This is a genomic window from Rhizobium aethiopicum (assembly GCF_014197535.1).
Lineage (GTDB): Bacteria > Pseudomonadota > Alphaproteobacteria > Rhizobiales > Rhizobiaceae > Rhizobium > Rhizobium aethiopicum_A.
The window spans coordinates 25,820-38,159 of sequence record NZ_JACIFV010000021.1; the positions used below are offsets into that span (position 1 = coordinate 25,820).

Annotated in this window: 10 protein-coding genes; 9 read left to right on the top strand and 1 reads right to left on the bottom strand. The window is 58.1% G+C overall.

The genetic code is table 11. The annotated features are described in order from the left end of the window. Window positions 1–28: 28 nt before the first annotated feature. The 9 genes from GGD53_RS23395 (at window position 29) to GGD53_RS23435 (ending at window position 10,458) form a co-directional block, all read left to right on the top strand. Entirely contained in the window at window positions 29–373 is a 345-nt protein-coding gene (locus GGD53_RS23395) for a helix-turn-helix domain-containing protein (RefSeq protein ID WP_184459159.1), read from the top strand. 225 nt (window positions 374–598) lie between these two features. Next, a complete protein-coding gene (locus GGD53_RS23400; RefSeq protein WP_184459160.1) occupies window positions 599–2,029 on the top strand; it encodes a glycoside hydrolase family 15 protein in 1,431 nt (476 codons plus the stop codon). Between the two features lie 95 nt (window positions 2,030–2,124). Further along, window positions 2,125–3,996 carry a GMC oxidoreductase gene (locus GGD53_RS23405; protein ID WP_184459161.1) on the top strand — a complete coding sequence of 624 codons (1,872 nt, stop codon included), beginning with the start codon at window positions 2,125–2,127 and terminating at the stop codon, window positions 3,994–3,996. Window positions 3,997–4,095: 99 nt separating this feature from the next. Further along, the gene (locus GGD53_RS23410; protein ID WP_184459162.1) at window positions 4,096–5,214 is read left to right on the top strand and encodes a ferritin-like domain-containing protein; all 1,119 of its coding nucleotides are present in this window, start codon (window positions 4,096–4,098) and stop codon (window positions 5,212–5,214) included. Beyond that, complete coding sequence (locus GGD53_RS23415) at window positions 5,211–5,768, top strand: hypothetical protein (RefSeq protein ID WP_184459163.1); 558 nt, start codon at window positions 5,211–5,213, stop codon at window positions 5,766–5,768. The genes GGD53_RS23410 and GGD53_RS23415 overlap by 4 nt, the downstream gene beginning before the upstream one ends. Continuing rightward, window positions 5,734–6,672 carry a myo-inosose-2 dehydratase gene (gene iolE, locus GGD53_RS23420; RefSeq protein WP_184459164.1) on the top strand — a complete coding sequence of 313 codons (939 nt, stop codon included), beginning with the start codon at window positions 5,734–5,736 and terminating at the stop codon, window positions 6,670–6,672. The genes GGD53_RS23415 and iolE overlap by 35 nt, the downstream gene beginning before the upstream one ends. 123 nt (window positions 6,673–6,795) lie before the next feature. After that, window positions 6,796–7,824: a sugar phosphate isomerase/epimerase family protein gene (locus GGD53_RS23425; protein ID WP_184459165.1), complete on the top strand. Its 1,029-nt coding sequence runs from the start codon at window positions 6,796–6,798 to the stop codon at window positions 7,822–7,824. Between the two features lie 115 nt (window positions 7,825–7,939). Then, window positions 7,940–8,764: an MBL fold metallo-hydrolase gene (locus GGD53_RS23430; protein ID WP_184459166.1), complete on the top strand. Its 825-nt coding sequence runs from the start codon at window positions 7,940–7,942 to the stop codon at window positions 8,762–8,764. A 38-nt stretch (window positions 8,765–8,802) separates the two neighbouring features. Next, the gene (locus GGD53_RS23435; RefSeq protein WP_184459167.1) at window positions 8,803–10,458 is read left to right on the top strand and encodes an alpha-keto acid decarboxylase family protein; all 1,656 of its coding nucleotides are present in this window, start codon (window positions 8,803–8,805) and stop codon (window positions 10,456–10,458) included. A 115-nt stretch (window positions 10,459–10,573) separates the two neighbouring features. On the opposite strand, the gene GGD53_RS23440 is transcribed toward GGD53_RS23435, so the two are convergent. Continuing rightward, window positions 10,574–12,337 carry an EAL domain-containing protein gene (locus GGD53_RS23440; RefSeq protein ID WP_184459168.1) on the bottom strand — a complete coding sequence of 588 codons (1,764 nt, stop codon included), beginning with the start codon at window positions 12,335–12,337 and terminating at the stop codon, window positions 10,574–10,576. Window positions 12,338–12,340 lie beyond the last annotated feature (3 nt).

Here is a 12,340-nt window from a genome sequence, read left to right on the forward strand (position 1 = left end):
TTTAAAGCAACCAAAGGGGGGATTCTTGATGACCTACGACATGGCACGCGGCAGACGTATTCGAGAGGCGATATCCCGGGGCAAGTTCCGGAAAGTTCACGCCCTGGCGGCCGAACTAGACGTGTCCGTCGCCGCCGTCTCACGCTGGCAGAATGGCGGTCATACCTCGCTGGAAAGCGCCTGCGCGCTCGCCGATCTGCTGGATGTCTCCCTCGACTGGCTGCTGCTCGGGCGCGGCACGATGGACTGGCATAGGAACAGCGCGATCTCTCCCACGGAATTGCAAATGGTTCTAGCGTTGCGCAACCGGTCTGCGGCAACACGGTCCAACCTCGTTGGGCTGGTCGAATCCATCCCGCCGGAGCACCCGTAAAGCCAAGCGCAATTCTCTGAGATTTTTTGACCTGAGCTCAACACGTTTAGGTTGATAAAAAGAAGATCGTCGACGATCTTTCACGTTAAAGGTTCAGTTGCACCGAGGGCAGACGGCCAGCCACCCTGCCCTCCGCAGAGACCTTGTATTCACTCTCAACGCCCATTTGGCCGCAATATTCCCTCGATCTGATCACGGCAGGTCTCAACGATTTGGAGTCAGTCAATGACAGTTGCGCTTTGGAGTCAGTCAATGACGGGTGCGAACCCGGCCCATATCGGCGCCAATGCGCCTGCCGTCAAACCGCGGCCTGCCTTCGCGCAGACCGATCTGGTCGCATTGTCGCGCTATTTTGCTCTTCTGATGATGCGCAACATCACAAGCGATGGATATGTCATTGAGGATCCCACATCGCCCGGCGTCTTTTCGGCCCCCGGCTGCATCATTGCCGCCCCCTCCTACCCAGCGAATACGCCGGGGGTCGACCAGGACTACGTTTTCAACTGGGTCCGCGACGGGGCCATTACGGCCATCGAAATCGCGCTTGCCGGCTTGCTGCCCGTTCCGGGCGGAGTTTTGCCGAGCCTGGTCGACTATGTGAACTTCGCCGCGCTCTGCCAGGCGAATGCGAAGAATTCCGACGCCGTCACACTTGGCCACGCCTGCTTCACCATCACCGGCGAGGTTCGTCCGTGGTCGGAGCAGAATGACGGGCCGGCCATTCAGTCGATTGCGATCCTGACCCTGTTCGATCAGCTGGATGGCGCCACGCAGACGATCGCCAAACAATTGGTCGAGACCAACCTCGCTTATCTTCTCGAAGTCTACCAGAACAAGACCACAAATCTCTGGGAGGAATATGAGGGCTATTCGTTTTTCGCAAGAGCCGTACAGCTCCGCTTTTTCCGGGAAATTTCCACAAACACGATCGGCATTGCGGTGCCTGCCGGGGTGGCCGATGCCATCTCCTGGCTGGAAAGCCAGCTGGCCACCCATTGGAACGGGCAGCTCTATGTGAGCATTCTGGATGCTGCGGAGCAAGCCGGTTATGACGCGAACATCGATATCGTCTCTTCGGTCTGCTATGGCGGGATCGAGCCGACCGATACCAAGCTTCTGGCAACGGCGGCCATCTTGCGGCGCCAGTGGGCCGATCCTTCGTCTTCGAACTATTACCCGATCAATGGCGCCGACGCCGCCAAAGGGCTCGGACCACTCTTCGGGCGCTATCCAGGCGACCATTACGATGGCGATGTGGCGGCTCCAGTGGTCGGCGGGCATCCCTGGGCCCTGTGCACCGCCAACTTCGCCGAGTTTCAATATCGGCTTGCCAATGCCATCGATGCCAGCGGCGCCATCCCCCTCGATCAGTTCTCCGAACCCTTCTTCGCGGAACTGGGACTTGGCGCATCCAGCAGCGCCGCCGAAGCGTCGGCTGCCCTGCGGGCTTCGTCTGACGTCATGCTGCGCGCCATCGTCTATCACAGCGATCACTACGAGCTGAGCGAACAGTTCGATGGTACCGTCGGCTACGAGAAAAGCGTCCGGAATCTGACCTGGAGCTATGCTTCCTTTCTCTCCGCAGTCAGAGCCCGCTCTGCCGGCGCCGCGGCCGCCAAGTCCAAACCCCGAAACTCCCGCGGCCCGAGATCATGACGATTTCAGGCCGCCCAGCCTGAAATCTCGATTGAGTTCCAGAACGCATGATCCGCAAAGCCTGATGCGGCTTCCGGGAATAATGGAGGACCAAAGTGCTTTTTCCCCTCGAATCGGCAATAAGAGCCGATGCCAAGACCGTCGCAGAGTCTGGCGACTACGATATCGTGATCGTCGGCAGCGGAATTTCCGGAGCAATCATTGCCAAGCAGGCTGCGGAAGCGGGCAAACGTGTCCTTATCCTTGAAGCCGGAACCGGTTCCAATGTCACTCTGGCAGGCTATGACAATCTGCTGACGACTTTTTATTCGGCAGCCTCCAAGGACAACCAGTCGCCCTTTCCGCTAAATGCGAACGCGGCCATACCCCGCAGCCCGCAGCTTCGCAAGCTGCAGGCGGGGGAAACCGATAGCTCGAACTATATCGTTCAATCCGGCCCTTATGTCAGTGATACGGTATATACCCGTATTTTCGGCGGAACGACCATGCACTGGGAGGCGAAAACGCCCCGCCTGCTTCGCTCCGACTTCAAGACGCGCACGCTCTTCGGCCAGGGGTTGGACTGGCCGCTGAGCTTTGAGGAAGTCGAGGAGGATTACCGCCTGGCCGAGCGGGAAATCGGCGTATCGGCGAATGTCGAGGATCAGCAATATCTCGGGCAGACCTTCCCGGACGACTATGTCTTTCCTATGCGCGGCCTGCCGCTCTCCTATCTGGATCAGCAGGTCAATAAAGGCATCGAGGGCACCAGTGTCGAACTTTACGACAAGACCTATCCTCTGAAGGTCAGGCCCTATCCGCAGGGGCGCAATGGCATACCCAACTCGGCCTATGACGGTGGGAAGGGCTACCGTCCAATCGGCGCCGTCGATACGCATCAGGTCGAAGAGGGCGGTCGCTGCCAGGGCAACACCAACTGCGTACCGCTCTGTCCCGTGCAAGCGCGCTACCACTCTGGCAAAACGCTTGCCAAGGCGTTCGCGGTAAATGGGAAAGGCGGCGAGCGGCTTGTCGAACTGCTGCCGCAGGCGGTCGCATCGAAGGTCAACATCGATCCGGATAGCGGGAAAGTCCGCTCTCTCGAGGTCAAGATTTACAAGGACCCGGCCTCACCGGCCCACGAGACCATCACCGTGAAGGGCAAGATTTTCGTGCTTGCGGCAGGCGCCATCGAAACGGCGCGTCTTATGCTGGCCTCCGGCCTGCGCAGCACCAGCGGTCTTGTCGGACGCAATCTGATGGACCACGCCTATCTGCTGAACTGGGCGCTGATGCCTGAGATCTGCGGCACGATGCGCGGAACCAGTTCGACGGGCGGTATCGTCGACCTGCGGGACGGCCCTTTCCGGGAAAAGCAGGCCGCCTTCGCCATCGATATCCATAACGACGGCTGGGGTTGGGCCACAGGTGCGCCGACCTCCGACCTTCTGGAACTGGTGGATGATCGCAACCTCTACGGCGCGGATCTTCGGCGCGGCATGGTCGACCAGATTTCGCGGCAGTTGCTGCTGGCGTTCATGATCGAGGTGATGCCCGTCGAAAGCAACCGCATCACGGTGGATCCGCAATATACCGATGCTCTGGGCAACATGCGGCCCATCCTTTCCTTCACGGTTCCGGAATATACCATGAAGGGTGCCGCCTATGGCCGCCAGTTTGCGCGCACCGTCTTTACGCGCCTGGGCGCGCAGGACCATACCCATTACGACCGCAGCGACTACGGCTATGTGGCCTATGAGGGACAAGGCTATGCGATCCGCGGCGGCAATCATCTGGCCGGCACCCATATCATGGGAACGACGAGGACCAATTCCGTCGTGGACAAGAACCAGCGCAGCTGGGACCACGAAAATCTCTATCTCGTGGGCGGCGGCAGCATGCCGACGATCGGCACGGCCAATGTCACCTTGACGCTGGCTGCCATGTGCTTCCGAAGCGGTCGCAACATTCTGAAGTCTCTGCATTGAACGAAGGCCGGCATCCATTGCGGGAACGAACCGATGGGTTCGATGCAAGCGACACGAAGCCGGCCGGTGCACCCAATTTATCTTTCATGGAGCATGAGCATGGATTCCTACAGTATCAAGACGCTCGATGAGCTGAAAGAGTTTCTCTACCGGGCGATGCAGCTCGAGCATGCGACGATTCCGCCGTATCTGACGGCGCTTTACTCGATCAAGCCCGGCGTCAACCAGGATGCAACCCAGGTTCTGCGCGTGATCGTCGTGGAAGAAATGCTGCATCTGACGATCGCGGCCAATATTCTCAATGCCATCGGCGGCAAGCCGGATCTTGTCAGGCCGGACTTCGTAGCCAGCTATCCCGCTGCCCTGCCGGACGGTGAGACCGATTTCAAGGTCGGCATCCAGGCTTTCGGCCGTGAGGCGCTAGCGACTTTCCTGAAAATCGAGCGGCCGGCCCAGCGTCCTGAACATCTCGTCGGCAAGGGTCTGATATACCGCAAAACCCCGCCTGACATCACCGCGCTTGCCAGCCATCCGAGGCATGAGGACTTCCATTTCTACAGTATCGGCGAGTTCTACTCGGCCATCGCGGAAGGCATCAAATACCTGGAAGCCGAAGCGCATGAGGCGGGCACAACCATCTTTACCGGCGACAGGTCGCGCCAGATCACCTCGGAATATTATTACTCCGGCGGCGGCGAGCTGTTTCCGGTGACCGATCTGAAAAGTGCCTTGGAAGCCATCGACCTCATCATCGAACAGGGCGAGGGCGACGGTGGCGGTATCTACGACGATGACGACCACGAACTGGCCCATTACTATCGTTTCGAGGAACTGGTCAAAGGCCGCTACTACCAGAAGGGCGACCAGCCCGGCCAACCCACAGGTCCGCACCTGCAGGTCGATTGGGAGGGCGCCTATCCCATAAAAGAGAACCTGAAAGTGGGGGACATACTCGAAGGTTCGGAACTGCGTGAGGCGGCGATCGCCTTCAACACGCGCTATGGCGAATTTCTCCAGCTTTTGACGCGTGCCTATAACGGCCAGCCCAGCCTGCTGCTGGAAGCCGTTCCGATGATGTTCGAATTCCGCAACATGATCCTCGAACTCATCCGCAATCCCCTGCCGAAGCATCCCGGTAAGAACGGCAGCCCCACCTATGAGATCCCCGGCGGTATCAAACAGCCAGCCGTCACCCGGCAGGCGGAGGTGAACGCATGACCAGCCGTTTCGAGCCCTTTCTGGGTCTTTCCGTCGAATTGACGGCCTTCTCCTACTTCGATCTTCTAGGAACCGGCCTGGCAGAACGCTATCTCGCCACGCTCGATACGGTGGTCGGCAGCGAGATCACCGACGCGCTGCTGGCCGCTTTCACGGCCTTGCCACCGCCGGAAAGCGAGGTCCGTATCCACGCCGTGCGCACGACCATCCTCGGCAATGAATTGCTCGGAGACGTGGCCCGCGCGCTGATCAAGCTCTGGTATTCCGGCACCTGGTTCGAGCTGCCCTCCGCCTGGACGGAGCGCTTTGGCCCCAGGCCTGCGAATACCACCTTCGTCGTTTCTCCCGATGCCTATATCGAGGGTCTGCTCTGGAAGGCAATCGGAGCTCACCCTGCGGGCGCCAAGGGGCAGGGTTTCGGCTCCTGGGCCTTTCCACCGAAAATTCCGGCTCCGGCCCCCGTTCCAAAACCTGACCTGACGCCACTTCCGCTTGTCTTCAAAGAACTGGATCAACGCCATGACGAAATATCTGCATCGACTGACGCCCGCTAAGGTCTGGCTCGGCGTCATCCCCACGCTCTGGTGGAATGACGATTTCATCAACATCGACATCGGCATCCCCTACGAGCAGGCTCTGAGTGAAATGGCGCTCGCCGGCTATGTCGGGTGCGGCGTCGGCCATAAATATCCGACGGATCCGAAAATCTTGCGCCCCGTCCTCGAACTCAGGGGATTGCGGATTTCCGAGCCTTGGGTGAGCACTTACTTCACCATCAAGGCGATGAATCGTCACACGCTTGAAAGCGTCGATGCTCAGCTCGACTTCCTCGAAGCCATGGAAGGCGGCAGCGACGATCCGCGCAGGGCCGATCTCGTCGTCGCCGAGTTTGGCGGAGCGGTCAATCCGCTTCCGGTCGCCCTGTTTCCCAATTGCCCCGAATTCTCCGAGGACCAGTGGAAACAGCTGATCGAAGGCCTTCACGCAGCGGGAGAGAAAGCCAGGGCCCGTAACCGCCGGCTCTGCTATCACCCGCATCTCGGAACAGGGGTGATGAAGACGGAAGCGATCCACCGGCTCATGGACGAGACGGATCCTCGCCTGGTCAACATGCTTCTCGACACCGCACACCAGGCGGCTGCCGGTGTCGATCCGCTGGCGCTGGCCAGAAAATACGCCCACCGCATCAAGCATGTTCACCTGAAAGACATTCGCGCCGAGGTGGTTACGAGGATTCACCACAGGGAATTGTCCTTCCAACAAGGGATCGAGGCGGGGATCTTCACCGTGCCGGGTGACGGCTCGATAGAGACCTTTCCGGAAATTCTCGATGCGTTGGCCGAGGCGGATTTCGCCGGGTGGATCTGCGTCGAGGCAGAGCAGGACCCGGCCAAGGCCAATCCGCTGCAATACGCGAAAATGGGCCGCGAATATCTGCGCAAGCTGCTTGGATGGTAGCCCGGCGCGGACCGTTTGTTTCACCTCGCAATGTGAGGGAGGCGGGACGGATCTCGCCTCATAGCAATGCCGGGCGAGACGTCATCCTGAACCACGCATTCCTGGATAGCCACAGCTGGAGCGATGAAGATGGAAGAGGCACGCAGGCGAGATATATATTTCAGCTTCTTTATGTTTACAGCCGATTTGAGGCCGAATGACGCGGGCTACACCCAGGTTCTCGTCAGACATCTGAAAGCTCTTACCGAGATCGGCTACACCGGCTTCGATGTGCATATCGCCCCAGGACCGGCCCATATCGGTCATCATGCTGAGATCGAAAGCTATATCAGCCTCAAAAGGGCGTTCGATCAGGCCGGCTTCCGGGACGTGAAATTCACAACCAATGTGGGGACCACGCGAACCTTCGATCCGACCTCGCCCTACGAAGAACAGCGCAAGCAGGCTTTGTCCTATCTCAAATCCCGCGTCGACATTACCTCGGTGCTGGGCGGAGAGAATACGATCATGTCGGGGCCGTTCCTGTACCCCTATGGTATCTTTCCGCTGACGGATGACGGTGAAGGGATCTGGAGCGACGCGCTTCAGGATTGGATGAAGCCACGATATGCGGCGGCAGCCTCCATCTTCCGGGAATTGGCGCAATATTCTGCCGAGAAGAGGGTGAAGCTCGCCATCGAACCCGTCAAGAATTGGGAAACGCCCGGGGCGACCATGGTCTCGGAAGTGCTGGATTTTCTCGAAAGCGCCGACATCCCGGTCTGTGGCGTCACGATCGATACGGCTCAGGTCGTGATGGAAAGCCAGGGGCCGGCGATCTTCAGGAAAAATGTCGCCCGGGCAGCACAGCAAAGCCGGCTGAATTACGTTCATATCTCAGCACCGGACCGGGGCGCTGTCGGAGATAGCTGGATTCCCTGGGAGATCATGCTGGACGAAATCGAGCCGGTCTATTCCGGCCCTTATCTCGTCGAAGTCTTTAACGCGATTCCCCCCTTCGAGAGCTCGATGCGAATGACGCGCAGACGCTTCTGGCGGCCCGGCGAGGACGCGCCGGAGGCGGGCGTCGACAGCGCCTACGACGTTGCGCGCGCCGCCCTGAGGACATTGGAGGAAAAGATCGCGTCCCACGGTCGTCGATCTCATCCGTGATGGCGCTCTGCGCACATGTTGGAAACAAACCTGGGAATGCTGGGGAACCACGTCTCCGCCATGCCCGGGCGAACATCAAACCTCAGCAAACGACCTTTCAATCAGGGAGATACCTATGGTGGCGCAATTGCCGGATCCCATCAAAATCGTCAGGCGAGCAGGCGATGTCCGTATTCATACTTTCATTTCAGCTTTCACGGACGACAATATCGCCAATGCAACGCACATCATCGAAAGCAGGAACAAGCTTGTTCTTGTCGATGGGCAATTCCTCGTTCCCTATGCGCTGCAATTCAGGGCGTATGCCGACAGTATCGGCAAGGAAATCGACCGGATTTACCTGTCGCACAGGCACCCCGACCATTGGTTCGGCCTGGGAGCCGCATTCAGCGACATTCCGATTCATACATTGCCGGAAACGAAGGAGTTCCTGAGGCAGCATGGGCAGGATTCCCTGAACGACCATTGGAAACTGGGCAACCTCGCTCCGAAGAGCCTGGTAATTCCTGAAAACACCGTCCGCGCCGGCCACGAGATCATCGACGGAGTCAAATACGTATTTGATAAAGTCGTTGATACGGAGATCGATTTTCTCCTCACCATAGGTCTTCCGGAGGTGGGCGTTTTTATTGCGCAAGACCTGATCTACAGCGGAACGCACCTTTACCTGACGAAATACATGGAGCATTGGATTGGGATTTTGCAAGGCATGCTGCTGTCCGACTATGACCTGTTCCTTCCCGGTCACGGCTTTCCGGCCAACAAAAACGAAGTTGCCAAAAATATAGAGTATTTGTCCGTCGCCATGGAGGCCGTCGGCACCGGACTCACCAATGATGCTTTCAAGCGCTTCCTGCTGGAAAGATTTCCCGAACGAAAATGCCCCGGAATATTCGATATATACATACCGCGCTTATTCGATAACGCGAGCGAGTTCTAATATAGATCCATTGCCGTCAACAGGGGAGCCGTTGGACCATGGGCGATACATACACGGTTGGACAATATCTGGTCGATAGACTTGGCGAACTGGGCCTCGGACACCTGTTTTCCGTAGCGGGCGATTATTCGATCGAATGGGTAAACAGCTATGTCGAGAAAAGCCGTATTCAGGTCATCGAAGAGGTGAACGAACTGAATGCCGGTTATGCGGCCGATGGCTATGCGAGACTGAAAGGAATTGGCGCGCTGTGCGTCACCTATTCCGCAGGCTCGCTTTGCGCGACAAATGCGATCGCCGGATCTTACGTCGAGAAAGTGCCGGTCGTTCTGATCAACGGTGCGCCAAGCATCCAGAAAACGCTGACATTCGAACAAACCGGCTACAGTTCGCATCACTTCATCAGCGGACGGGAAACGGATCTTCAGGTGTTCGAATACATAACCGCCGCTACCGTCCGCATCGACAGCCCTCATCTTGCGCCAATGCTCATAGATTATGCGCTGACACAGTGCATCACGGAAAGACGTCCGGTCTATATCGAATTGCTGGAGGATATGGTCGACCTGGAATGCGTGCGCCCGGCGAATGCATTGACGGCGGCGCCTATCATATCCGATGAGGACAGTCTCACTCAGTCGATCGCGCAAATCGGCGAGAGATTGGAGAATGCCACCAAACCCCTGATCTGGATCGGTGTCGAGATCGACCGGTTTAGCCTTCACGACCAGGCGGAGCGGCTCATTCGTGGCCTCAAAATTCCCTACGTGACCGAGCTCCTGAGCAAGGCCATCCTGTCGGAAGACGACGTCCAATTTGCCGGGGTGTTCGATGGCAAATCGTCGTCACCCTATGTCCAGTCTTTGGTCAAAGACGCCGACTTCGTACTAGCGCTGGGCGTCTGGTTGACTGATATCAACGATTTGAGCTGGCCTATCGATCTTGATAAAACCGCATTCGCCTCTTGGGATACGGTAAAATACGGCACGATTTTCAACGCACAGGTTTCGCTGGCGGATCTCGTCAACGGCTTGATCGACAAAAGGCTGACGTGCAAAGCCCAAACTCTTCCGGCGAAAACGGCCCGGCAAGCGCCGGTCGTGAACCCGGCAGCCGAAATCACCTATCAGGGCTTCTACGATTTCATTCAGCAGCAGATCGACGGAAATACGATCGTTGGTGCCGACGCCAGTTTGAATTATTTTGGGAGCCTGCTTCTTGAAGTGGGTGCTCGCCGCGGTTTCATCGTCCAATCATCCTATTCGGCGATCGGTTATATCGGCCCGGCCGCGACCGGGGTTTCGCTGGCGAAGCAGGATAAACAGAGGCTGCTGGTCTTTGCGGGGGATGGCGGGTTTCAGATGACCGCTCAATGCCTCTCGACACAAACCCGTTTCAATCTCAACCCGATCGTCTTCGTGATGGACAACGGCATCTATGGCGTGGAGCAGTGGCTTGCCGATGCATCGGTTTTCCACGGCAACAAGCCGTTCTACAATTCATGCATTCTGCACCGATGGAATTACAGCAAGTTGGCAGAGGTCTTTGGCTGCCAAGGCTGGAAAGTGGATACCTATGGCGAGCTGCAGGACGCCATAAACGGCGCCAAAGAAAACCTGAACAGCCCGTCCATTATCCAAGTCGTCGTGCCTCAGCGGTCGATCCCCGACAATGCGAACTGGAAAGCAAGCTAGAGCGATTCAGCTTTAACGACGCGCAGAACCGCTCTAGCCTTTGTATTTTACGCAATTCCGGACGGAAACAGTAGGTTGGCGGGGAGAAAATGGTGATGCCGCCGAGTTCTCTTCATCAACGCGCGCGCACGACATCCGGTTGCCCGAACTCCAGTGCCTCCTGCTCCAGTCGCGCCGCCAGATCGGCAAACGACTGCGGCCGTCCAAAAGCATAACCCTGGAGAGTGTGGACGCCGAGATCGGCGAGCACTTTGGCATGGTCGAGCGTTTCCACCCCTTCCGCAATCACTTCCATGTCAAGCGCCCGCGCAATGTCGACCAGTGAGCTCACCAGCCGGCGGCTGGGCACGGATTGCAGGATCGGCATCACAAGCTGGCGATCGATCTTGACGCGGTCTGGTCTCAACTCGAGCAGGCCCAGCAAGGAGGCATGTCCCGATCCGAGATCGTCGATCTCGATGTCGACACCGAGGGATTTGATGGCCCGGATGTTCTGGCGCACCCGATCGCTCAGGCTGTCCAGGAATATCGTCTCTATCAGCTCAAAGCTCAACCGGCCGGGCGGGATGTCATAGCCGCCGAGCTTCGTTGCCAAATCAGGATCATCGAGACGGTCGGCGGAAAGGTTGACCGATACACGGATGTCCTCCGGCAGGGACGCCGAGGATTGTATATCCGACAGAACAGCCTTCAGAACCACGTCGTCAAGCTCTGCGACCAATCCATTCGATAAGGCGAGGGACAGGAAATGCGCCGGAGCAAGAATTCCTTTCGTCGGGTGGTCCCACCTCGCCAGCGCTTCGACACCGTTTACCCGCAATGACTTGGCGTCGACCTGCACCTGGTAAAATGGACGGATATGGCCAAGCGCCAGTCCGGATCGCAGATCCTGGGCAAGCTGCCTTTCATTCGCCAGGGTCGAAGCCATCTCGTCGGAAAATATCTCGGCGCGATTCCGGCCATTCCGCTTGGCGTGGTACAAAGCCAGGTCGGACTGGGACAGCAGCTTGGCGAAGTCTGCGCTCATGGCGCTGGCCACGCCAATGGAGCACTGCACGCTCAGCATCTGGTCGCCACCAGGAAGCGGGCTCTCCAGACGTCGCTGAATATGATCGAGCACGGCCTTGGTCTTGTCGGACTCGCCCTCGGTGATGACGACAGCGAACTCATCGCCGCCGAGTCGTGCCGCGACGTCACCCGCGGAAATGGCATCCAACAGAATCTTGCTGACATGACAGAGAACGAGGTCGCCGACCGCGTGCCCGAACCGGTCATTGATCTCCTTGAAATGGTCCACGTCTATATGGAGAAGCGTGACCTTGACGCTCTCCTGCCTGGCAAGCTCGGACAGGGCGAAATCGAAACTGCGCCGGTTCAAGAGACCGGTGAGGTGATCGTGATCGGCGGCAAACCGAGCTTCCGCCCGGCTCCTCTCCAACTCCTTGTTGAGGAGGACGTCGTCCGTCACATCCCATTCGGCGCCGACAAAGCAAGGATCGCCGGCCGCATCGACGAAATAGCGAGCCCGCGACCGCAGATAGCGGATCGCTCCGTCCGGTCGAACAATGCGAAATTCCGATGCATAATCCGACTTGGTTTCGATTGCGCGCAGAAATATTTCATTAGTCGGCGCCAGGTCGTCGGGATGGATGCTGTCGAGCCAGACGACATCGAGCGGCGCTTTCGGAACGCCATAAATCAGCTTGAGCTGCTCGTCCCAGCGCGTCTGTTTTTTTGCGATGTTGTGCTGCCAGATTCCGATGCCGGATGCCTCAAGCGCCAGACCAAGCTGGCGAAGCAGGTTCTCAAGCTCGACATTCGTTCTGGATCGTTTGCTGCTCAAGGCGCTCTCGCTGTTTCGTTCGCCCGAATGTCGCACTGA